General features: G+C 34.5%; 20 protein-coding genes. All 20 read right to left on the bottom strand.

All coding sequences use genetic code 11. The features are described 5' to 3' along the window. Positions 1 to 38: 38 nt before the first annotated feature. Entirely contained in the window at positions 39 to 641 is a 603-nt protein-coding gene (locus EL101_RS04920) for a DUF6036 family nucleotidyltransferase (RefSeq protein WP_096597555.1), read from the bottom strand. Beyond that, a complete protein-coding gene (locus EL101_RS13220) occupies positions 598 to 804 on the bottom strand; it encodes a hypothetical protein (RefSeq protein ID WP_096597553.1) in 207 nt (68 codons plus the stop codon). The genes EL101_RS04920 and EL101_RS13220 overlap by 44 nt, the downstream gene beginning before the upstream one ends. Positions 805 to 859: 55 nt before the next feature. Then, entirely contained in the window at positions 860 to 2,926 is a 2,067-nt protein-coding gene (locus EL101_RS04925; RefSeq protein WP_240622713.1) for a phage tail domain-containing protein, read from the bottom strand. A 35-nt stretch (positions 2,927 to 2,961) separates the two neighbouring features. Then, positions 2,962 to 11,508 (bottom strand): phage tail tape measure protein, encoded by an 8,547-nt coding sequence (locus EL101_RS04930; protein ID WP_096597549.1) that lies wholly within the window; start codon positions 11,506 to 11,508, stop codon positions 2,962 to 2,964. A gap of 91 nt (positions 11,509 to 11,599) precedes the next feature. After that, positions 11,600 to 12,607: a tyrosine-type recombinase/integrase gene (locus EL101_RS04935; protein ID WP_096597587.1), complete on the bottom strand. Its 1,008-nt coding sequence runs from the start codon at positions 12,605 to 12,607 to the stop codon at positions 11,600 to 11,602. Between the two features lie 33 nt (positions 12,608 to 12,640). After that, on the bottom strand, positions 12,641 to 13,117 hold the full coding sequence (locus EL101_RS04940) for a hypothetical protein (RefSeq protein ID WP_096597547.1): 477 nt from the start codon (positions 13,115 to 13,117) through the stop codon (positions 12,641 to 12,643). After that, complete coding sequence (locus EL101_RS04945) at positions 13,104 to 13,670, bottom strand: hypothetical protein (RefSeq protein ID WP_096597545.1); 567 nt, start codon at positions 13,668 to 13,670, stop codon at positions 13,104 to 13,106. The genes EL101_RS04940 and EL101_RS04945 overlap by 14 nt, the downstream gene beginning before the upstream one ends. A 68-nt stretch (positions 13,671 to 13,738) precedes the next feature. Next, positions 13,739 to 13,984: an Ig-like domain-containing protein gene (locus tag EL101_RS04950; protein ID WP_197718002.1), complete on the bottom strand. Its 246-nt coding sequence runs from the start codon at positions 13,982 to 13,984 to the stop codon at positions 13,739 to 13,741. A 104-nt stretch (positions 13,985 to 14,088) separates the two neighbouring features. Beyond that, positions 14,089 to 14,823, bottom strand: a complete 735-nt coding sequence (locus tag EL101_RS04955) for a hypothetical protein (RefSeq protein ID WP_096597541.1) — start codon at positions 14,821 to 14,823, stop codon at positions 14,089 to 14,091. Positions 14,824 to 14,865: 42 nt separating this feature from the next. Continuing rightward, complete coding sequence (locus EL101_RS04960; protein WP_096597539.1) at positions 14,866 to 15,672, bottom strand: hypothetical protein; 807 nt, start codon at positions 15,670 to 15,672, stop codon at positions 14,866 to 14,868. 4 nt (positions 15,673 to 15,676) lie between these two features. Then, the gene (locus EL101_RS04965) at positions 15,677 to 16,198 is read right to left on the bottom strand and encodes a hypothetical protein (protein WP_096597537.1); all 522 of its coding nucleotides are present in this window, start codon (positions 16,196 to 16,198) and stop codon (positions 15,677 to 15,679) included. Continuing rightward, on the bottom strand, positions 16,188 to 16,856 hold the full coding sequence (locus tag EL101_RS04970) for a CYTH domain-containing protein (RefSeq protein ID WP_096597535.1): 669 nt from the start codon (positions 16,854 to 16,856) through the stop codon (positions 16,188 to 16,190). The genes EL101_RS04965 and EL101_RS04970 overlap by 11 nt, the downstream gene beginning before the upstream one ends. Further along, on the bottom strand, positions 16,856 to 17,275 hold the full coding sequence (locus EL101_RS04975; RefSeq protein ID WP_096597533.1) for a hypothetical protein: 420 nt from the start codon (positions 17,273 to 17,275) through the stop codon (positions 16,856 to 16,858). The genes EL101_RS04970 and EL101_RS04975 overlap by 1 nt, the downstream gene beginning before the upstream one ends. Before the next feature lie 13 nt (positions 17,276 to 17,288). Beyond that, a complete protein-coding gene (locus tag EL101_RS04980) occupies positions 17,289 to 17,876 on the bottom strand; it encodes a hypothetical protein (RefSeq protein WP_240622714.1) in 588 nt (195 codons plus the stop codon). 81 nt (positions 17,877 to 17,957) lie between these two features. After that, positions 17,958 to 18,962, bottom strand: coding sequence for a hypothetical protein (locus tag EL101_RS04985; RefSeq protein ID WP_096597531.1), 1,005 nt, complete (start codon positions 18,960 to 18,962; stop codon positions 17,958 to 17,960). A 31-nt stretch (positions 18,963 to 18,993) separates the two neighbouring features. After that, the gene (locus EL101_RS04990; RefSeq protein ID WP_096597529.1) at positions 18,994 to 19,431 is read right to left on the bottom strand and encodes a hypothetical protein; all 438 of its coding nucleotides are present in this window, start codon (positions 19,429 to 19,431) and stop codon (positions 18,994 to 18,996) included. A 28-nt stretch (positions 19,432 to 19,459) separates the two neighbouring features. Continuing rightward, complete coding sequence (locus tag EL101_RS04995; protein ID WP_096597527.1) at positions 19,460 to 20,833, bottom strand: hypothetical protein; 1,374 nt, start codon at positions 20,831 to 20,833, stop codon at positions 19,460 to 19,462. Between the two features lies 1 nt (position 20,834). Further along, positions 20,835 to 22,379, bottom strand: a complete 1,545-nt coding sequence (locus EL101_RS05000) for a hypothetical protein (protein ID WP_096597525.1) — start codon at positions 22,377 to 22,379, stop codon at positions 20,835 to 20,837. A 19-nt stretch (positions 22,380 to 22,398) separates the two neighbouring features. Beyond that, complete coding sequence (locus EL101_RS05005) at positions 22,399 to 24,210, bottom strand: terminase large subunit domain-containing protein (RefSeq protein WP_096597523.1); 1,812 nt, start codon at positions 24,208 to 24,210, stop codon at positions 22,399 to 22,401. Continuing rightward, positions 24,210 to 25,094 (bottom strand): hypothetical protein, encoded by an 885-nt coding sequence (locus EL101_RS05010; protein ID WP_096597521.1) that lies wholly within the window; start codon positions 25,092 to 25,094, stop codon positions 24,210 to 24,212. The genes EL101_RS05005 and EL101_RS05010 overlap by 1 nt, the downstream gene beginning before the upstream one ends. Positions 25,095 to 25,159: the final 65 nt, after the last annotated feature.

Raw genomic sequence — 25,159 nt, forward strand, 5'->3', positions numbered from 1 at the left:
AAAAAGCCACGACTATAAATGCCATGGCTAATTAAAAGTTATTTGATTGTGCTTTTTATGTTTTCGACCATTAAGTTAAATTCTGATAACGCTTCTTTGTCGACTTTTAATTCACGTTTTATGTAGTCGAAATCTAAAGAACTGAAATAATTAGTTGTCAATATAGCGCAATATCTAAGATTGTCAGCGTATTTGAAATCAAGCATTCTATCAATAATTATATCTTCAGGGCTTATTACATAAAAATATGTCCCGTTCTCCACATCTAATTTTCTTAGTTTCTCATAAGACTCAACGCTTTCTAAAACATTGCCGACAATGTCGCAAGCAATACCTAACTCTTTATATTCATAAATTCTAGACTCTCTTACGAAACCTAATTCAAGCAAAATATTATTTAATTCATAACTAGCTGATGTAATAAAATCAATATCATTAGTTGTGTACTTACTAGAAGTATACAACTCCATAGAAAGACCACCCACCACAATTGGTTTATTAATTTTCTTAGGGTGGTCATCTAATTTGTCCATTAATGTAGTGATTATCGCAGCTGTCTTATACATTCTAATTGCTAAGGTTTCATCGGGATTAATGTTACTTAGTTGTTGTTTTGCGTCTTGAATTAAACTCTTTCTCAAGTTGCTTCAACACCTTTGCTTTGTCCGGATTGCGTCGAGGTCTGTCGAACTTTCTATCACCATAATTAAATTGTGAGTCATATGAGTTTCTCACAACACTAAGTGCTAGCTCTTTATTCTCTTGTGCTTTGTTTAAGCACTCACTTAAAGTCATAGTTTGCATGACGCTCACCTCTTTATGATTATTACAGCTTAATTATAGTCAAAATAAGATGATATTACAACAACACAAACTGGTATTTAATCTTTAAGCGATAGTTTCCACTGAACTCAATATCGTTATACCCACGTCTAAGCCTAACAAACACATCATCATGTGAGTTATACTTATAGTACGGAGCAGGGCGAGATGAATAAATTTGTTCAGCTGAGCCAATCATTTTAATCTTTTCACCTTTGATGTTGTCAGTGATAATTGTTTTCTCACCAGTATCAATGTTTTTAATCATAATGTCTGAACCGTCTACTGATTCAAATTCAAAAGTAGGGTAGACAGGCTTATCACCATAATTAAAAATAGTAACTTTATCTGTTCCAATTTCGTGTGAGCCGTCAATCAATGTATGATTAATTTCAATATAATTGATAAACTCTTTCATTACTGGGACAATATCCGTCATGATTTGCTTAAATTGTTTGTAATGTGGCTGCATATCGTCCCACTGATAGAGTTTCATATTGTCACCTTTGCGTAATTTAGCGATTTCTGAGCCGATTTTTTCTAATAAAATGGTAATTTTATTTTTATGTTCTGTAACCTCTAAACCACTGATATTGCTTATTTTAGCAAATGTTTCATCAATATCTTTAGTTAGATTGTCTAAATCACTTTTATGTCCGTCTAACATTTTCAAATAGTTTTCGTAATTAAAGTAAACTAATTTCTCAATAGGAGTGCCAGAATCAAGTTTTTTCTTGTTTAATGGATTTAATTCCCAAAGGTCAATATAATCAATGTATCCTTCTGTATCTTTGAAATTCAGTTCAAAGTATGAGTGAAAATCAAAGTAAGGATAAAGATTGTCAATCTCTTCAACCGACAAATCATTAAATCGTTCGTATTCCTCATCACTTACCATATACACACGAATATAAGTTAATCTTGCATTTTTGTTTTTCTTAGCTTGCTTGATTGTGATTGAGTTATCTGTTGCTTTACCAATGAATTTAAAAGCGTTAAAGTCGTTATCCTCATTAGTTGAAGTCGTATCACCAATTTGAATTGTTGTGTTTTGACTTGGGTCATAAGCTATTGCAACATATTTTTTGCCTTCAACAATATTAATAGGGGAGGTTAATACTCCGCCATTCTTGATAACTTGAACTTCTTCTTGTGTGTCTAACGTGAAATTACCGGTAGAACCAACTTTAGTCCAACCTTCACCAATACCATCTCTTGAACTGTCAATATCAAACGTTCCGTGGTGTCCTAACAGATTACGTCTGAATACAAACTCGTGAACGCCTAAGCCATTAATTTCATAGTCTTTTTCATGAATACGAATCTTACCATTATTACCATGTACACGCATGTAGTAGTTACGTCCATTAATGCCGTTAAATCTTTTTCTTAAATGCACATTGTTGAGCGTTATCCTCTTGGTTTCATTATCAAAAGTAATGTTAGACTTATCTCCCGACACGACTTTCCAACCGTCTGGAATTCTGTCTTTATTCTTGTCAGAAAAAAATTCTTCAACATTTGCATAATTTGTTCTTGCTACATACTGTTTTAAAGATTTACCTAAAGAATCAGCTAAGCGACGCACTCTTGAGAATTCGCCGTTATATTCATTAACTAGCTTCTCAGTAGCGCTTGTGGAGAAGTCATATTCTTCTTCTAATATTTCTGAATATCTTCTTGAGCTATTGGTAGTGAATTCTAAATCCACATAGCCGTCATTGATAACATTATGTGATAACTCAGAAGTACCAGTAACCATTGCATAAACAACAATGTGCATATTTGATTCTTCTTCAGTATCGAACTTTAACTCTTTGAATGTGCTTGTATCAATCCAACGTCTTAAAGCCATTAAATTCTGTTGTGTTAATTTGTGCTCATCAAATAGTAGTCTTATTTTAAATTTTAAAGGCTCTTCGTTGTATCCTAGTAAATATGCCTTATCACTATATCTTGTTTTTTCAACAATCAAGTTACGGTCGGGAAGGAAAGTTTCCTTCGCCAAACCGCTGTCTGATTGAACATTAATAACATTAAAGTCCCTTGTATGTTGACCATTAAAGATGAAGTGAGGAGCATTGCTTAACTCTGTATATTCCATAGAATATAAGTTCCTCAATTAGATTTCATCTCCTTTTAAATCGTTCCTTTTTTTCTTAATGCGTTTTCTAATGTGCCTACTAAATCATCAACTTCTTTTTTGCTTCCATTGAAGTTCTCGATATTAACTAATGACTTGGCTTGAGTATTATTGTTTGTAGTAACATTAGTTGATTTCCCAATGTCTTTAGGTTTAACAATATCTTTAATCTGTAGTCCATTGAGGATTGCTGAAGGCGCTACTGCGTTAATTTGCTTGATAGCTGCGGCAGTAGCTTCACTTAAAGGCTTAGGTTTAAGGTTTGAATTAGGTACTGGATTGCCGCCTTTATCTTGTTTTTGTAGTAATTGTGCAACTTCCAACAAGTTTTTAAACGTCTCATCAATACCATCGATAATATTTTGTCCCACTGAATTACCAATATCTTTCATATTGTCAGAAACAAATTTAGTTAAATCTTCAACCATTGATTTATACTTATCAATCTGACCAGCCATAAGCTCTTCTTGTATACTATTGAATCTTCTTGTGTCTTCTAATAAGTCAGTAAACGCTTTATTTAAATCTTCTTTCTGCTGTGTTAATTGGTCGTTTTTGTCTTGAAGTTCATCTTGCAACGCTTGTTTGCGGTCTTCTCGATTCTTGTTTCTCAAATAGGCTTCATATTCTTCTTCACCTTGTCTGAGTTGTTCACGTAAGTCTTTAAGTTTCTTCTGGTTAGCTAAACTATCATCACCAAGACGTTGTGCAATCTCATCTCTAATTTTGTTGAGATTTTCTGTTTTCTCCTTAACATCTTTTTGGAATGTTTCTTGTTGTGCTTCTTCATCAATTAATTTTAATTTCTTATTAATTAATTTTTCGTATTCTTTATACTCGTCATCATACGCTTTGGTAGCAACTTCTAATTGTTTTTGATAAACAGATTTCATTGAGTTGATAATACTGTTTGCTAACTCAAATCTTAGGTTGTGTAATGACTTATTGTTCTCTTGAAGAGCATTAGTAATTTCTTCAATTGAATCTTTAATCTTTTCAGACTGAGCTGGTAACTTCTTGTACAACTTTAATTGTTCCTCGAGTTCCTTTTTGTTCTTCTCTAATGCTTGTTGCTCTTTGGCATAGCCGTTAAGCATTTTTTCTTGACCGTCTCTAAATAAATCAATTTGGAACTCTGAGTTTACAAATGCATTTTTATATTCAGCTTTTCTTAGTTCAGCTTGAAATTCTTTTAACCTACGAGCATTGATAGTTAATTGGCGCTCGATTGCTACGTCAGCTGCTTCTTTTAAGAACTCATGAGCCGAGAGGGTAGCGTCATCATAAGCTGTCTTCATATCTTTGATTTGATTAGTTAAACGTTTCTTAAGTTCTGCATTTTTCTTAACTTTCTTAGCTTGTGTTTCCAGTTGAGTTATGTAGAATTTTGTTTTCTCAGCAAGTTTAGTTGCTTCTTTGTGTTGTTGAGTGGTTAAATCAACTAAAGTTTTGGCTTGGTCTACGTTAGCTGGGTCAAGATGACCTTTCTTCTTACCAATTGAGTCAATACTTCTTTGTATCTTTTCCGTATCTTTAGTGTAATCCTCAATAATTTGGTCAATTAATGAAGCAATAATTTCACCACGGGCACGCATGATACCTGAAGCAATATCTCTTACGTTTTGCTGAGCTTCTCGTTTAACTTTCTCCAATTCGTCTCTGTAAGCTGTCTGTTTACCTAATATACCGCCTTTATTCTGTTTAATAACTTTGTCGATATATTTAATCTTATCTTGTTCCCAACCTTTTTCTAATTCTTTAGAAGTTTGAAGTTGCTCATTCTTTTTACGCCATTCTTTACTGTTGCGACCTTGTTCAAACTCAATTTTGTTAAGCTCATATTCATATTTAGCTGATTTAGCTGCTTGTAGTTCTCTAGAATGGTCGAAAGAGGCAATATTAGATTTATGAATATTAAACAAGTTCTCTTTTTTGGCTTGCATATTTCTTACTAATTCAAGTTGTGTATCCATGAGTTTTTTACGTAACTCATCAACTTTTTGCTTCATTTTTTCAGACTCGTTATGTTCGTTAATGCCGGCTTCAATTTCAGCTAACATTTGTTCTTGCGCTTGGTTATAACTATCGACCATAGCTTGTGATAACTCGCCAGCAGGTATATCTAGATTACCAGTGCTTCTAAAATCAAATTTTCCGTTGTCTCCAGCAATTCTTAGATACGGCTCCGGATTAATTGCTCTGTTCCAACCAGTAAATGAGGTGCCAGCTGCAGTAAAACCTTTGCCTTCGTTGACTTGGAAGTGCAAGTGGGGACCTGTAGAATTACCAGTATTTCCCATTCTACCAATCATTTGACCAGCTACAACTTGTTGACCTTTTTTAACACGTAAATCACTTAACATATGCATATACGTAAAAGTTTTGTTTAATTTAGGATTATAAATAACTACTTGGTTACCTCCACCATAGTTACTCCAACCAGATGATAACACTATACCACCACGTGAGGCTTTAATAGGTGAGCCGACACTAGATGCATAATCGACACCGTAGTGAGGTGTATTAGTTCCATAATAATGTCCGAATGGTGCCGTTTTTTTCCAACCAGCGACTATGCTTTGTCCTGCATTAGAAACTTTAACAGCACTTCCACCATTAGTGCCTTTAAACTGATTATAGTACCTATTAGCCGCCGAATTACGTTGTCCTTGAGCAACAACGCCAGCACGTTCAAATTTACGTTGGAATGCATCGGCAGCGCCAATGACCGAACCTGATGCTTTTAACGCATTTAGTGCTCCACGTTCTGTTGTTTGTAATTCTTGCCATAAGAAATCTAATTGTGTATTCAAGTCAGCCCAAGATTTACCACGTCTTTTTGCAAAGTTTCTGAGGTTATCAGCACGACCAAACGACCATTGTACTAAACCGATACCTGTACCATTAGGTTCTTTAGCATTAGGTAGGAATCTTGACTCACGCTCAATGTTACCCATAATACCGGCAACCGCATGTTCAGATAATCCTTTACCACGTAAATAATTCCAAACTTTCTCTTGAGTGGTTGAGCCAACAGCGCCAATTGAAGCTGTTTTACCACCATCTAAACCGTTAGCTGTAAATTTCAAATATGGTACATTGTAATCACTATTCACCAGTCCATACTCAATAACTTGACCAGCTTTAATTTGCTCTTGCATGGATTTGATTTGTTCATTAAGTTTCTTAGTTTTCTCGTCAATTAACTTATTTTCTGCTTTCAATGAGTCACGATATTTTTGAGACCAAACAGCATATTTTTGTGTATTTAGCTTCTGTTTCTCTAATTGGAAGTTCACCTTATCTAAAGCCATTTGCAATTCATCAGCGACATATGTAGTAACAGTGAAAGTCTTGTATAGTTTCTCAACACTTACACCGGCAGAAGCTGCTTCTTTTTCGAGCTTATCTGCTTCTTTAGACGCTTTGTCCATTGCTTTTCCGGCTTTACCTAAGCCTTTGGAGGCTTTGTTTCCACCTTTACCAGTTTTATCAAGACCATTACCTAAATCTTTTGCTACCGAGCCTAATTTACCAGCTGAGTCAGCTGCTTGTTTAAAAACTTTGTCTCCTCCAACTATACTATCAATAGCGCCATCAATAGTCTGTCCAATTTGCCATGAATAAGTTAAGTTAGCAACTGTTGAGTCAGTAGCGGCTTTAGCAGCATTCCAACTCTTTTCAATATAATCAGCGTATTCTGCGGAGTTAGTATCTTTAGGGGCTTCAGGAATATCAGCGAATGCTTCGTCAGCAATCCTACGCAATTCATTAATATGTGCTGCCCATTTCTTACCTAGAGCTTGTAAAATAGCTTTTTCTAAAGCGTCTTTTTTCTTTCCTAAAGTTCCGTAGTTCGATAAATCGACGCCGTAATGTTGAGCAATTTGATTAACTAATTTTTCTTGTTGTTTTGCAGAGCCGTGGTTGTATACATCAGTAATTCCAGCTTTTAATTCAGTTAAAGTATTATAATTACTTGCATCAATTCCGTAAGTTTGCATTAAATGGTCAGCTAGTTCTGTACCTTTTCCAGCTACAGACTTATAATACGCTTCACTATTGTCCAACTTCTTTTGTAAGTTAGCATTGAAATTTTCAGTTTCTTCATCTTGCTTTGATTTAATAAACTCAGTTAATGCTTCATGGTTGTTAAATACACCTAAAACTTCTTCACCATATTTTTCAACCAAGCTAGTTAAATTATTCCACGACAAATCGCCTTCAGATAATTCTTTAAGTGAATTATTTAAAAGCTCATGAGTGTCTCCGGTTTCTCTTAGTGAATTAGCAAGCTGTTTATTAGCCTCTGCTTGCTTCTCACTAGCCTCTGCATTATCTTCTTTCGCAACTGTGTTCTTGTCCACCGAATTTGTATTAGCATCAATTTTCTTTGCAGTGTCAATAGAAACTTGACCAGATTTGCTTATTGATGCGGCATAACCCGTCTCAGTTTCAATATTAGTTTCTAAACTTTGTTTTAACTTATTTTGCTCTTCTTTTGAAAAATTGGCAGCTCTAGCAGCGTCTAAGATTGCTTGTGCTACCTTGGTATAAGCAGCTTGCAATACTGGCAATCTATCTGCTCGTTCTGTCTCATTTTTGGCATTTTTAAAACTATTTAATGCAGCTTCATATTCTTGCATTTTGCTCGCAAAACCGGCATCTTGTGTTAATAAACCGTTTAATGTAGAAAATGTGTTCTTTGCATCTTCACCCGATTTAGCAAACTCTCGTACAGATGTGCTTAAAGAAATTAGGATTGCTTTTCCAGAATCACCAATAGAATAATTAGCTGTCTTAATTTGTTCGATTTGAGAGGTAAATAGTCTAGCTTGTGCGTCAATTGCTGCATTGTCAGTAGCAGTAGCTTGAGCTTTTTTACTTTTATACGTATCAAGAGCACTGATAATTCTATCAAGAGAAGAAATACTTTCTTGGTCTCCATTTTTTCTTGCTTCAGCTAAAAGTTTTTGGGCTTCTGCCTGTCTTTTTTCTGCTTCTTCTAGAGATTTAACTTTATCGATTCTAGTTTGTAATTGATAAATCTCGTTATTATTACCGTTTGGTGTCCCGACTGAACCAGCACGTTCTCTTAATTTTGTTTCTGGATTCTTTCCTAGCCCCCAAAAACCGCCATTATTTATATTCTTAGCTTCTTTAACTGAATCATCATACTGTTTACGTAAATCAGCTTCATTTTTAATACGAGCGTTTTCTTTCTCAATCTCAAGTTGCTGTTTCATGAGCTCGACACGCTCTTTTAATGTATTACTATTAGCTGATAGAGTAGCACCATATTGACCTTCAGAAGATACTAAATCCGGAAAAATATTCTTAATTTGAGATACAGTTTCTTTATATTGAGCTGCTTCAGTATCATCAAACGATTTACCCGAACGCATTTTGTTCTCAAGTTCTGTATATCTATCAATTAATTTATCAATTTCACCAGTACCGCCCATACTTTCGATAGTCTGTTTGAGCGTATCTTGTTGCATTTTATAATTCTCAGCGGCATTTGAAGCACTATCAAATTTGGAGATAACCTTTTCCAGTACAAACGATATACCAGCAATTGCTGCACCGACTAAAGTGGCTGAAGCTAATCCACGCATAGCTGCTTTAAATCCATTCACCGCAACAGTTGCTACTTTACTAACTGTTGCAGTAGCTGTCGTCTTAATATTGTTAGTATTTAATGCACTTGAAGTTAGTAGGGCTTGTGTGGTTAATGTTTTTTGTGAATCCGCAAAAGCTAGGGTAGATGTACTAGCTGCTTTTGCTTTAGAAGCTGCCATGTCATATTTCTCAAGTGATTCGTCCATCACTAATTGAGACACTGCTCCAACTTGATTATCTTTAATTCTACCTTTATTGCCTTCAAGCACCATTCTCTCAATAACTGTGCCATCATTTTTCTTCATTTTTTGAGTAACTGACTCTAAGTCGTTAGCTTCTGCAATGAAGTTAGCAATACTAAGTCTGGCGTCTTCAAAACCACCTCTAACATTCTTAGAGAATAGTGACATCGTTCCTGCTAGTGTACCAATTAATACTGAGGTTGAACCTAATTCTTGCACATGTCTTGTTAAACCAGTCATTAAATTAGTGAATAATCTTAGTCCGTCTAACATTCCAGATTTAACAAAAGCATCGCCGATAGCAACTGCAAATTGTTCAATTGAAACTTTAGCTCTATTGACCTTAGCTTCAACAGACTCTAAATATTTCTGGTTCTCGGCAATAGCGGAACCCGCAGAGTTTTCTGATGTGTTTTTAATCTGTTTGTATAGTGAGTCTGCTTTCGACAAGTCGTCTAATAATACTTGCATACGTTGGTAATGGTACGTTCCACCAAGTCCACGTATTACAGCAGCTTGTTGGTCTTTATCAACATTTTTAATTTTTTCTGATACTTCTTCTAATAAGGTAATTGCACTTTTCAGCTGTCCGTTGGAATCTTTCATATTGATTCCCAAATCAGTAATAGTGTTTTTACCTGTGCCTACATAAAGTTTAGGTAATACAGCTTTTAAGAAGTTACCAATTTCGTCACCAGATTGCTTAGTCTTTGCAGTTAAAGCACCAACAATGGCGTTAGTCTCGTCAAAAGTTAGCCCCATTGATTTAGCAGTAGAACCAGCTTTTGCTTGACCTTGTGCTAATTTTTCAACAGTAGTCGCATATTCATTCGAGATTTGGTTGAGCGAGTCGACTTGTCTCATAGCGTCAGTAGCTGATGTTTCCCACTGAGCCGACATCGACGTTAAATATTCTGATGCTTGTTTTGCATCAATTTCACCAACATTGGAAGCTATTAAGGCTGCATTACCAAATACTGTGGTATCAGCTTCGTCATAACCTTGTCTAGCGAACTCCGCATATACATCTAAAACGTTACTAATAGTTTGACCATATTGTAAAGCTGCATCATTAGCTCGTAAGAATACAGATTCTAAATCAGCATTATCATTCATTACTTTTGATAAAGTAACCATTTTAGAGTCAATATCTGAGATGATTGATAAGAAGTTTTGACCACTTCTAATCGCACCAAAAAACAGAGTAGTAGCACCCATCCAAACAGGGAATTTAATCATTGCTTGTCTAAACGACTCAACAAAACCTAGCTGTGACCTTGTAGCACGTTCAGCTTCTGCCGTAATAGTTCTGACTTGTCCTTGAATTTGAGACATTTGAAAAGCTGCTTCTTTTCCAAATGTACCACTACCATTTGAGTTAAGGTTTTGTAGTTGACCTTTTAACTGTGAAGTAGCACGTTTATCAATCGTACTTGTTAAACGACGTTCTGCTCTATCAATTTGTGCTAACAATGAAACTTGTTGATTTAATAATTTATTTTGTTGAGAATAACCAAGTAATAAGCCATCTGCGCTTTGTTTTACTTTGTTGAACTCGGTTGATAATTTTGTAACGTCGCCACTATTTATTCTTTCTTTTAGCCCAGTATAATTATTAGTAGCGTCCTTTGCTTGACCTTTGCTAATTTTACCTTGAGCCTCTAATTTATTAATTCTTTCAAGTTCTTTTGAAATTGCTGATTGAATCTTTTCTTGCTCTTTCAATTGCTCGTTTTGTAATGTATACTTCTTAAGCAATATGTCTGCTTCAGATTTAGCTTTAGTGAATTGTTCTGGGCTAATCACTTTATTTTCTTTAGCCAAATGGCTTAGCTGGCTATATGCATTTTTAATCTTTTCGGCTTGAGAAGTAGATAACTTTTGTTTTTCAACCATTCTGTCTAAAGCACTTACTTCTTGCTCCATAGATTTAACCATAGAATCATGAGTTAATTTTCGTGCTTTTTCTTGAGAGTTTAAGTTAGCTATTTTTTCTAAACTTAACGAACCGTCGTCGTTTGCTTTGTAGTTGTAGCTTTCTCTGCCTAATGTTTTTCCTAATTCGCTTACTCTTTGTAAATTGACTTGGTATGATTGTAATGCACCGTTAGCGTCTTTGATAGACTTAATTTCAGTACGTAAAGAATTATCTCTTACGTTAGAAAGCTCGCTACTTAATTTGCTTACATCTGAGTAAGTTTTTTGCAGTTGTAGCATCGAATTATTTATTTTTTCAATTTCTTGAGCTTGCCCTTTAGAAGTCGTGGAGGATACTGCGCCAAAACCTTTTTGTGCATTTGTTGATATTGACTTACCAGCTTTTTGAGCGGCATTAGTATCCACATTTGCATCAATATTAACTTTAATTTTATTCTTTGATAAGCTATCAGATAGCGTTGAAATAGCTTTTTTAATATTTTGCTTACTTTGAGTTAAGTTTACATCTAAGTCAACTTTAACTTTCCTCAATTGACTTGATTTGTTTAAACTGTCTATAACACTATTGGCACTTTTTCTTAAATCATTTGAAGCACCTTTAGTTTGTCTGGCTTCAAATTCAACAGAAACCTTGTTTATATTCTTTTCGATTTCTTTAATCGTTTCGTTTATTTGCTTACGAGAGGAGCTTGAATCAACGTCTAAGGTTGACAAAATTCCAATATTAAATCCATTTGCCAAAATTTTCACTCCTTGTGTTTTCTTCACCGTACTTTTCTATTATTCAAGTCTCTCGACAATTTAGTATTCTCGAGAGAATTCAGTAATAGAATCATTTGTTAAAAATATTGTTGCGTTCGTCATCAAAGTCCCTTAAGTCATAAATTTGAGTTGTATTTACTGATTCATGATGTGCTACATGTTTTGATACAGTTTTAATATCAACGCCTTTAACTTCTAAAAGGTAGGTGATACAACTTGCCTTAAAAATGTGCGGATTAATACGTCGTCCTAATATTGGAGACAAAACACTTTCACAAAAATAATCAGCCCAACTAACGCTCATTTGTCGAGCGTTATCACCACGTTTTAAAGCGAAGATATATTCATGCTCAAAACCACGCTTTTCAAGCCAAAGGTTAATATATTTCAATGCTTCGTCGTTTATCATGTACTGAAGCATCTTCCCATCTTCTCCTCGACCTTTTCCTCTTATGTTGTGTGATAATATATAGCTGCCTTCTTTATTAAAAGGGTAATTAACAATCTCAGATTTAAGTTGAATAATTTCAGCACGTCTTGCTCCCGCATTGAAAGCCACAGCTAGCCAAGCCATACCTAAATAGTTTTCATCACTTTCAAGAGCTTCCATCATTTTCAAATATTCTTCATACGTAATTTTTACTTTTTGATATGTTTGATTCTTTACAACTGGTGGCAAACCTTTCATAAAATTTCTAAAGGTTTGAAACAGGGGCTCTCCATGTTCATTCACATATTCGTCATCATCTGTTAAATACATTTCAATCCATGAGCAAAAAGAAGATATAGCGGATTTTTTAAGATTAATTCCAGAGGAGGACATCTTACGATTCTCACGTAAGTAATTCATAAATCTTAATCCATCTCGTTTTTTAATCTTATATAATGGTTTGTCATTCAAACTCTCGTAAACAAAATATGCAAATTGCTTTAAAGCTGAACGATACTGTTTTTTAGTTTGTTTTGAAGCATCAATCGAATTTAAAAATTCATCAATTAATTCTCGGGTCAGGGGATTTACTTTTTGCCACATTTCATCAGTGACTTCGGGTAACTTTTGAGCACGTTGACGCAACATGTTTTTATTTATTGTCACGGCATTTCCTCATTTCTATTTAACGCTTACATTGAAGCCTCTTTTTCTTAAACCTTTATAAAGAGCTTCCAACATGTCATTTCTGCTTACAGATGAAATCAAATTAGAGTATGCATATTCGGTATAAGGACGAGCCGGCATTCCTAGACTTGGGTCACCAGCGAAACCGTCCACACCTTCAATTAAATCATTGATAAAATCGTCTAAGGTGTCTCCATTTCCTTTAGTTAAGTTTGCTATCAGGAAGGACATCTTCTTATCGGATATATAAGGCATAGTAATCACATAATTATCAGGGTCTTTTAAACCACCAGAACTACCACGACGTTGATACCTTTTAGGCTCATACACGTCATACACACGTCGTTCCATTTCCATTATTAATTCATCTCTAATAACCTCGAATACCTCGTTGTTAATCGTGTCTCTTAGAGCAACAGCGAACATTGCTTCTAACTGAGATAAATCTGAAACTGTTTTATTTCTTGCCATCGAAGTTTCCTTCTCTTAAATTTTCTTTAAACTTTTCACGAGCATTTTCTAATTTATCTTCATATGTATTCAAGAATTCCACGGTACTTGTCATTAGTGCCGTACTATTTGCAAACATGTTATTAACTTTTTTCACTTCATCAAAAATAAAGACATCGTTAATGATTTCTTCTAACAACCCAGTTTCCAACAAAGCGTTATAATAATTAATCAATTCACTTAAATTTTTAGCTTTTTCCATTTGGACACCGAAGTGAGTGAATTTTTTAATCATTAAGAAATACCAGAATAAGATAATGTGAGTTTCACCACTTGTGATTGACTCCATAATCTTTTTATCCTCTTTGTTTTCTGATTGCGCATATGTTTGAAATTCTTCAATAATCTCTGTAATTTTAGTTCGAGAGAAATATGGATAGAATTGCATCGTCTCGCCATTACTTAATGTGTAATCAGAAACCTCATCATACTTAGATGCTTGATTAACTATATCGGTAATATTTATTAAATTTTCTCGAGTAAATTCAGTGTTTTTCTTAGATTTGTTTGTCACAATAAAATTCTCCTTTTATCCCATTTTTAAATCAAAAATAAAAAGGGAGCGTTATGCCCCCTTAAAAATTAAACCACTTCGTCCTCTTCTTCATCTGAAGATACGTCAGCGTTTTCTTCTACACTAATAGTAATCTTAGCACTAGAGCCATCTAAAGTAGCTGTAACAGTCGTGATACCAGCCGCTTTAGCTTCTACTTCTCCAGTAGGGGAGACAGTAGCATATTGCTCATGACTAGAAGAGTATTTAACATCTCCAACACGTTCTTCAGGTGTCACTGTAACTGGAAGCTGGAATTTATTGCCAACTTTCAATGTCTTAGTTTTATTTTTGATTGTAACCGAAGCCTTAACTTGTGGCTCCTCTTCATCTTCCTCGGAGTCACCGTTATCTTCCTCTAACTCAGACTTCGGCTTACTTACTTTTTTTCAGCAGCGTCCTTATGAGGAGACATGAACCAGTTACCAATCTCTTTTGTTTTAGGGTCTGCTGAAGCAACCAATTTAATTTCTGGTGCTAATGCTTCACCAGCTTCAAGTCCTAATTCAAACTCGGCTGAAGGTGTTACGTTATGGAACACAACGAATAAATCTTCAACGATTGATTCTGTTTCAGCTTCATAAATAATTGTGTTAAGCTGAGCTTTGTACTTCTCAGCAAATCGGTCAGCACGGATTGAGATAGATTTACCTTCACGCTCTTCTTTATAAACTGCTTGACCTTCTTTGCCTTTTTGGTTAGCAATATCGGCGACTGTAGCCACACCTTTAGCGAATGTAACTGAATGGTTATCACCTTTAGAGTCAACAAACACACCTTCGCCGTCGAAGGAAGTATCTTTAAGAGTGATTTTACCTTCCTCACCAATCTCAACCGTATCTACTACTTCAATTTCAAGTGTTTGGTCGTCCATAACTTTAACACCTTGTGTAGCAGCTAACCATTGTGGATTAAATACAGCGTCTTTTACTTCAATTTCTAATTCTTTGTTCGATTTGATAGTATAAAGGGTACGGTTCCCAATACCACCTTTGATTTGGTCTTCGTCTACTGATTGTGAAATACTTGTTGATTGAGCCGTACCAGTAGCGATTTTAAAGTTGTCACTCTTACGAGTTAAAAGTACGTCTGCAACGTCTTGGATATAAAGCATATAATTTATTCCTCCTGAATAATGTTTAATAATTTATTTCGATTACTTACTGTTTCTTATGCCAGATAATTGTTTCTTAAACTCATTGAACTGTTTGTCTGTATTCTTTTCTTCATATTGTAAATCAATATTTTTAGTCCAGTTTTCAATATCAACATCAGTCGCAACTGTTGCAAACAATCTGGTAGTTTCATAATTTATTAAGTAAGCAATTCTTTGAAAAGCATGTTGTAGCTGAAATGCGTTCCATTTAGAAATGACACTAAAATCAATTCCGGAATATGTAACGCAAGTTGTAATCATTGTGGATAGATTAGGGGAGTCATCAGTATTACCTGTAAAATAAAGCTCTTTTTTGTCTTGACCACGTTGAATCTTAGGATTTAAAAAGGCTATCTTTTCAGTTTGGTTGTTTAGCGTCATTAATATTTTTCGTATTTCATCGAACTCTTCATCAGTTAAGCCAAATAAAAAGTCTCTAACCTCAGTTAAATTCTTTTCTTCGTCAGTCTCGTTTTGCTCATCAAACTTATAAAACAAAGTGAATCTTAAAATGATGATATAATGTTGCAAATATTCATTAAAGTATTCTTTTAAAAGATAGAACAGGGGAAGTTCATACAATTCTTTTAACATCTCGTGGACTTTTTCATCTGTTACTTCTTTGTTAGCAAGTTGATATGCTTTGCCTAACTCAGCCAATAGTTTCTTTTTGCCATAAGACAGGATAGAAATGGAACTCACACGTTTCATATATTCTTCAATTGAAAAAGGTTTGAACTCTCCATAAGGAGTATTAACAGGCAATCCTAATATTACTTTGTCCGCTATCACATTAGCATCTAACATTGAATCACCTAGCCTTATCCGTAACCAAATATTTTTGCTCAAAAGCTAAATATTCTTTTGGTGCTTCTCTAGGAAAAGAGTTGGCAAGTCTAGTTTTACCAATACCTGCTATGTTTTTATTTACAAACAAAGTATCTAATCTATCACAAATTTCCTCAATTCTATGTGCAAACGAATAATCATTATGCGACAAGATTTGAAAAACGATTTCTCTATCTACTAATGTGTGGTTACCAAATTTAGCTTTAGATTTACCATAATACACAAACAACACTGTCTTTTTGTACTCTTCAATGTCGTCAGTTTTTTGTGTAGTTCTAATGTGGTCGTACACTATTTCATCGTACTCTTCCTCATCTAATTCTAAAATGTTAGGCAATGAGTCACTTGTAAAGTCAACATAGTTTCCATTAGAATCAAGTGGATTATAATGCAACAGTCTCAGCATGTGCTCATCATTTTTAACAACATCGATAAATTTTTGTTTAATGTCTCCTCTGTTGGAAACTTTGTATTTAATGTTCATACTCGTTTTCAACTGCTTTCTGTGCCGACAAAGCGATATATCCTTCATCACCAACAACTTTATCTAACTGTATGTCTGTAATCTTATACGTGTCATTAAACAATTCAAACTCATAATTAAGAGCCACATGATTTAAGTATCGAGGTTCATAACGCATATAAATAATTACTCTTCCTTCGGTCAAAGGTAAGATAGCATTGTCTGAAATGGAATAACCTTTAACATCAACGACAATGGGAATATTTTCGTATTCATATTCATATCTATAAGTGAATGCGCCATTGTGTCCTTTTACCTTAATCTTCTTTTTCTCAGTAGGTAGCTTAAAATCTTCGTTACACAATTTGCCATACAGATTTGGATAAATATCATTATCATTTGACTTCATAATTAGATAAGTATAATTTCGATGCTCAATGTAATTACCAATCTTCGCATACTCAGAATCTGGTGGAAGCAAGAAAGTTCTGTCAAAAAAATCTTTTTGATAAACACTTACTACTGACTTAGCCGATTCACCATTTACCTTTACACCAGTAAGGGTAGGGGAGGAATAAAAACTTCTGGCTGCACTTTGTCTACTTGCTTCGATAACATGCTGACTTAACGTAATTCCATAAGACGTGTTTACCTTTTTGTATCTTTCAAAGTAATCCATTATGAATCTTTCTTTCTAAATTTATTTCTAAAACTGTAAGCATTTTTCATAGCCTCAACATCAGACTGGTATTCTGCTTTTGTTGATTTTAACTCTTTAAGTAGAGTAGCTTGCGAGTATTGCTTATAATCTTTAGAGTTTAGTAGAATTCTCATGTTATCTTCAGAAACAATAAACTTATCAAGATGATTGATAACCATTAGATTTGCTAGAATTTCTTGTTCTAAAACTGTTAAATCAGACATAAAAACATTATCTACATATTCTGCTTTTTCATCATCTAACTGAGTGAAGTAAGCAAGAGCTTGAATTAATTTCCTTTTTAAATCTTCTTCAAGTGTTTCTTTATCTAGCTGAGCATAAGAGAAATCGGTGATTTTGGATAAAAATTTGTCATAAATTAAATTGAACTCAGTCAAGAGTTATAACCTCCTAACCGTTTAATACTGATAATGTTTGGTCGACATTTAAAGATTCTTCAATAGCACGAATTACATGTACATTTGATAATTCTCCAGCTTCATACTTTAACTTCATCGTTTGATAAATATTCTCTTTGATAGAAGGTGAGAACTTTGCTAGCTCTTCTTTTAATACGTTAGTGTCTAGTTCAAACAAGTCGTCTAATTGTTCTGGAAGTAACACTTTATCCATATATTTTTTAATCCCTAAAAATTCAACAGCTTCTTCATCGTCAACAAACAACCAACCTTTTTCAAAAATACCACGATTAGAGTTCTTCATGATTTGCAAGTCTTCAACTGTCATATAATCTGAATCTAAATATTCATCTAACTCTAAGAAACCATTACCTTTACGAGCTTCATAAATAAATGATGCTTGTGACATATTGATAACTAATACTTCTTGAGCTAAGTCTAACTTTGGTTTAGTTGTACGCTTACGTGCAGTTGCTGTGGTCTTTTTAGCTGTTGATTTTGCAGCAGCTTTCTTTACTGGCTTTTCTTCAACCTTAGCTTCTTCTACAACTTCTTCTTCTTTTTTACTTCTAATTGCCATTCAATTTGCTCTCCTTTTGATAATAATAATAGAAAAGCCCCCTCAAGATAGTAGGGAGCTTAATTTATGTTTTTGTTATTATTAACCAGTGATTTCTACTGCGCCATATTTAGCACCAGTGATTACTGCCACACCAACGCTAGAAATAACGTCAAGAGACATCTGCATGTCTGTACGGTAAGTCTCAGAACCGCCTTCTTCACGCACATGATAGTAACCATCGAACACAACTTTAATTAATTTTTCGTTAGCTGAAGGTAGTACGAAAATTACATCATTCTTAATGCCAAACTCGTCAGTACCAGCTTTGTGGAATTGTGGAAGTGCAATAGCTTGGTAGCCGTCAACATAACCAAAATATCCTGCAACGTTCTTTTCACCTTTTTGAGAGTCTGATACATCTTCTGGTTTTAATTTACGTAAAGCTGCTTTTGTACCAACAATAATTGCTTCACCGTTTGCAGCGTCTACATGGTCAGCAATTTCTAATACTTTATCTTTCAAAGTACCATCACTACCAGAAACATTAGCCTTATAAGTAGAACCTAATTTACTTACAGAACCATATAATGCTTGTGCAATTCGTTGAGCAGTGTCGTTAACGAATGATTCGGCTAAGCGTGCAGTTAATTTAGCCCAGTCAACTCGACCAGCTAAGAAACGTGTTAATTCTTCATATACACCAGCACCGATATATTGCATGTCTACTACTAATTCGTCGTTATCTAAACGTTTACGTAACACGTTTCCGTTACCAGCAGAAATAGTAGCGATTGGGAATAATGCGATGTCTTCTACAATAAATTTGTTCTCATCACCAAAACTCAAGTTTTTGTACTCAGCAAATTGACCAAAGACTTCAGCAGTACGGTCGTTTACCACTGGAGCGATTGTGTCTTCAATAAATTCAAATAATTCAACTTTGTGCTTGCGGAATGTGCGTGCATCTAATTTGTCAGTTCCAAACTCTTCAACCATTTTCTGACGAATAGCGTCTGATAAGTCAGCATTAGAAAAATTTGTAGTTGATTGCCCTTTAGAGGCAGCAATCGCCATTTTCTTTAATTCAGTATTTAATAATGTCATTTATTTTTAATCCTCCGATATGTTCAATAATTTATTTTACTCTACGAATACGATAAGCTGGGCGACGGTCTGCGCCAATCACAGTCACTAATTCTAATTTGAAATCGCCTTCACCTTTAACAAACTTACCATCTTGGATAGTTAATGTGTCTTTAGCTTGTAGTGAATCAGCGTGCAATTTCTGCTCAACTGTTACTGTGGCACCAACTTCTAAACGGTGTACACGCATTACTTTTCCTTTTTTAATTACGAAATCTAAAGAATCAGATGAAGCCTTCTTAGTTGGGTCTACTTCTGGCTCTGTTACTAAAAAGTAGTTATCTGCAGTAGCTGTTACTGCATTGTATAAGCGGTCTTCACCTTCAACTAAATCTCCAAGACCAACTAAAGCTCCATTCTCGTAATCTTTGTCAGCAAGGACTGATTCTACATAGTGACCTAATACACGGTCTAAGTTAATTTTTGCCATTTATATTATTCCTCCGATAATTTATTTATTATTTTAGCTCTTCTAAAATAGCATCGAATTTGCTTAATTTATTTTCTTTAGAAGAAATTCCAACCTTATTAAATGTAGCTGAATTAGCAGAATATGCTAAAGCTGATTGGTCGTTCGTTAATGACTTTTTACCAATAGTTGCAAAAATTTCTGTTTCTAACTCTGCAATACTTAATTTATCTGATTTAGCTTTTAATTCCTCTAACTCACCACTTGTTAATTTGCTAGAGTAATTATTAAACAACGAAGTAACTTTTTCTTGATGGACTTGTTGTTCTAAAGCTGAATACTTTTCTTTTACTTCATCAAGCTCTTTAAGAAGATTAGCGACATCTTCAACTGAATATTCTTTACCTAAAACTTTAATCAAATCAGCAACTTTCGGTAATTCCTCTTGTGCTTTCTGAATTTCTTTATGTACCCCAGCAGCTTTTTCAACGTCTTGCTCGTCAACTGTTAATTGTTCTTTTACAGGCTTAGAGTCTGACTCAGCTTTTAATTCATCATCTTCCTCTTCATTAGGTGATACGTCTTCTTGACCTTTCTTTTTGCCTAAATCTTCTTCAGTATCTTTTTGTAAGTCGTCTTGACCCTCTTCTTCTAAATCATCTCCAAGTTCTTCAGTGCCTTCACCTAATGACACTTCTTGGTCTTCTGACTCGTCAAATTTAGTCTTGTCTTTTTTTGACAATGTGTTTCCTCCTTCGCTTAATGAGAATTTAATAGCTTCAAACTGGTTCATCTTCTCATTAATAAATTCTTTTGTGTTTGCTGAGAATTTTAATTCCACTGTACTGTTCTTCATAGCTGGTTCAACATCGTCTCCCAACAAGCAAGCACCATAGAACTTAAATTCTTCAAATATTAAGTGAGTTCCATCAAAGTATGCTTTGTAATCTTCTGAAATTTCCATAGATTGAGAAGTAACACCATTTTTCCCGTAAAGAATTTCAATAGCATCTTCCCACTTGTTCCAAAGAATACCTTCTACCGTTAAATAAACACGCTCAATCATATCATCGCCAACTCGACTCTCGAATTTAGCGTTGTTGTCCTCAGGAATAACACCAAAAGGAACGGTAGTATTGATGAATTTTATATCACCATCATCAGTGATTAATACATCAGTTTCATGTCCTAAAAAGTCTTTGTTACCTTCACCAAGTAATGAGATGCTCCCCATAATTGGTGTGTTAGCTAGGGTAGGGATAGCTTTCTCAACAACTTCTTTATTAAAAACAGAACCGTTAAGATTCTCACCTAAATGCATCAGCCAAATCTTCACCTTAGTAAATCGTAAATCGTTATCTGCCGACTCAAATGTTTTTAAAACTTGAGTAGACATTGGTAAACTATTACTAAACTTATTCACTTTATTCACCACCTTTTAAAGAACTTTCTTCATCTCTTCCTTGTGATGAATCAATGTTTGTTTGTCCACTTTGGCTAATCTCGTCGCTATCTTTTTGGGGACGTCCGCCTTTAGATTCAGTTTCATTCTTACTCTCTAAAGCATTGTTGATTCCTCCAGTGTGAGAACTAGCCAGTGGAACCATTTTAATGTCTAAATCAAGAATCTCATTCTCTAGTTCAAGCGTGGTCATTAACGTATGGTAATCTTGTCCATGCATAGCTGCTATTTCGCCTCTAACCGCAAATCCTAGGGTTCCAGATTTGATTAATTGTTCTAAATATTTATCCTCACTCATAGCAGTTACGTTCAATAAAGTAACACGCCATTGAGTTTTAGCTACAATATTTCCAAATCTAATTTTTCTATTTAACCAACGCTCAACCTGTCTGTAAAAGTTGATAACTAATTGCTCATCTTTCTTAACAGAATATTGTAACCCGCCAGTTGAGTTTTTATCATTGTTAAAGATGTGAGCTGAAACACCAGATGAATTATAAACATCACGTGTTGCTTCTTGAACTTTATCGTTCTTATCATCTTTATCCAGTTTGATAGGATTAATCTCCATTGGCGAAACGATAGCACCAATTTCTTCTGGTAGATTCTCATTCACCAACATACTGAAATAATCTAAAGCATCAGAAGAGATTGAGAAGTTATCAGCTTGATAATCATTATTCTTGTTATCAAACATAGGAACTTTCTGATGTAACAACATGTAGTTATTAATCTTAGCTCCAGCTTTTTTCAACTTCTTATAGTCATTTAACTCTAACAATGGTTCAAACATTGCTGAGAAGGGTGGGAATATCTCCACGTCGTCTTCATTAAATTTAAAACATACCGATTTTGTAAAATCTGGTTCAAACCATCTATTACCATTGTTAATCTTCATGATTTTGTAAGCTCTTTGGAACTCTTCAGGAAATGTAGTTAGTAATTCTTTTCGGTCATTAAAATAAGTTAAGTTGAAAGTGAATGTATACATGCCATCGGCGATTCCATTGATTTTACAATAGTTAGGGTCTAATTTAAGTAAAAAGTAATTGTCGTTATCTTCTATCTCGTATCCAAAATAAATATCTTCGATGACGCAAGTTTTAAAAACCTTAGATAACTCATGTTTAAGATTCATTTTGTTAAGTTGTATGGATAATTTAGATAAGTCTTTTTTTACCTTATTTTCTCCCATAGCTTTAGTATCATTATGAATCGGATTTAAAACATAATAAAAACGAGCCATGTTGATGTAATAGTTTAGTAAACTACGATATTCACCAGATGTTTTATATAGCATATTAGATAATTTAATTAGGTTGCTATAAAACTTTTCAGGCTTTCTAATCCACTTTAAAACGTCTACATTAGAAACTTCATCAAGTGAGGTTCTAGAAGTGTTATACAAAGCTGAAAGGCTGTGGTGATTTGTTAAAGGTAGTTTTCTTGCAGTAGAATAATTTCTTATGTATTCTTGAAATTTAGTAATATCTTTTTTATCTTCCAACGAACTTACTCACACCTTTCTATACTATTGCTTTTGGTTTCCTCATCGAACCAAAGTTTCTAAAGTTTGTTGTTTTTGCAGTACGTTGTAGTTCACGTTCTAGTACGGTAGCAAATTGGTTCCCATAAGATACAGAAGAGTATCTATCCTTACGTGCCGTTCCGTATGTAACAAGTTTGAAGGCTCCACCTTCCATATTAACTTGTTCTAAATTCATAGCTTCATTAATGAACATTTCTGTTTGTCTAAATGGATATTTCAATAATGCTTGAATATTATTCTTTAAATGAGAGAATTTTATTTTATTATTGTTTCTCATTAGCTCCTCTGCTAATTCTTCTCTTATTAATAGTCTAAACTTACCACGCATAAAGTTATCCGCTAATAAGTTCGCCATCTCCATGTTTTTCTCATTAGTGGCATTAATTGTGTAGATTACCCGTGGTGCTTCAGGAAACTTTGATGTTGCTGCCAATTTATCGTCGTTATAAACATTTAGCGGCTCATATTCAATACCACGTTCAGTGTCTAATAATGGCACTCTCAAATTATCTAAAATACCATAACCAACGTTTCTAGAGTCAAGCACAATGTAATCACAATCAAAATCATCATAAAGTTGCCTAATTCTTATTGCTTGAGTTAGGAAGTCTTCTCCTTCCATATCTTGCATATAGACCAGTTGCCGTTCGTATTGTTTATTCTTAGGTACCAGCCTGATTAAGCTAAATACAGAAGCGTCATTTGAATTACCACCCATACGAGCAACGTCGACAGATAGTATTCTTTTTTCTTTTGGTTCTTTTTTAGGGTTTACTATGTTTGTGTGCTCAGTAACCTCTCTTGGATAGAAAGCCTCAGTAATTTTTCTGTTAATATCAATCTTGTTAAAATTAAAGAAGGCTGATTCTGATTCTCCCCACCAACGAGCTTCCATCTCCATAGCAAATTTCATCTTGGTAAAACCATCTGCTTGTGCTTCTGCTTTCATACTTTCATGTGAATATAATTTTTCTTGCACGCCTGTATAATAGGGGACATGACAAACAAATGACCTTAATGCATCTTCACTCTTTTTCTTTAGCATATGTTTTGTGTAATTAAGTGTTGTTGTGTAACCCCAATGAGATTTATACCATGCTGATGATAAGTACATCTGCATGTTTTCTTCTCGTTTATAGTCTTTGTACTCCGGCTTAGTTAAGAACAATGGTTCACGTTGAGACGTCAACATCTTCTTAAATACCGAGTTAATAATATCAGGGTCAACTTTTACAAACTCATCGACCAAAAGTAAATTAGCACGATAGCCACGAGCATTGTCATTTGAAGCTGCAACTCTAATCCAACTACCATTTTGGAATACGATAATTGGCTTTTGGTTACCAGTCTTTAATTCAGCTATTTCTCTTTGTAGTAGTGGAGCATTAGGTAAAATCTCATTCTCAATCTTCTCAAGAATCAAGATACCTTGTGACTTAGTAGGGGCTGTAACAACTATCTTTGTACCCGGAAAAAGTACACATCTAGTTACGCAATACACCGCAGATAAAAAGGACTTCCCGATGCCCCTCGAGGCAATAAATACAAAGTAATGATGTTGTATCATCGCCCACAAAAGTACGCATTGAAACGGTTTCAGATTAATGTTCAAAAATTCCAACACAAATCTATGCGGGTTCTCTCTGTAATAAGCTATCCATATCGCTATATTCTTCATAGCTGATACAGACTTAGATTCTGTTTTTCTATGATTACGTCTTAACTTGAATAAATTTACTTTAGAGTGATATTGACTTCTATGAGTACCATTACTTACACTAAAACCCATTATTTTTTATTACTCCCTAATAACTCGTCCTCAGAGATACCGTATTTCTCCACATGTTCTTGGTATTCTTCTTCATAAGGGTTTTCAGCTTCTAGTGAAGTCAACATAGGAGATAAGAAATTATTTCTCATATATTTTTCAATATTATCAATATCCTTAAACTCTGGTAGTACTTCTGGTACTGGCTTCTCGTTCTCCCAACGTTTTACCATGACCCCAAATGTTTCATTCTCATTGGTTTTGCTCGCTTTTTCTTGAGAAGGAGCGATACCAGCAGTCCTCATTAAGTCCATAATCATTTTAGTTTCATCTTTTGTGCTAACTGACTTTATACGTTTCTTCCTAATATCGAGTTCTAATTGACAAATCTGAGTGATAATATTTTGGAATGTTGGCGTATCGACATCGTAAGCGTTACAGTAGTCTTCATATCTGCTTATTAAAAACAAATATTCATCTTCGACATATTCTTCTCCCCAATACAATTGACAATCTCTTAACTCTTCGGGGGTTAGTTTTTCAATCGTATCCTCTGTAAGTTTTGCTTCATATGCGTTAAAGAATCTATCTGATTCAATAAACAACTCCTTATTTCGTGTAGGATTTTTTCTTACTAAGTATTTGTATCTTTGTCGTCCTACTTTATTAAATTCTTCTTCTTTGTACGGTCGATTAACACCCATAAGTACGTTTATAAAGTTTTTATATCCCTCAACAGGCTCATTTACTAGCTCTTCTATACAACGCTTACACACTGGATAATATCCATCTGGGAAAGCGGCGTTTTTACCATTTATTGATATAAAATTAGTATCTCTAACTAGGTTTCTGTTGCAGTGAACACATGTTTTAATCTTTTCAACTTTGGCATCTCTTATTGCCACATAAACACCACCTAATTATTTTTTGTTCGGTGGGCGATGGTAGGAGAGAGGTAAGGGGAGACCAT

This window comes from Staphylococcus delphini, from assembly GCF_900636325.1.
Taxonomy (GTDB): domain Bacteria; phylum Bacillota; class Bacilli; order Staphylococcales; family Staphylococcaceae; genus Staphylococcus; species Staphylococcus delphini.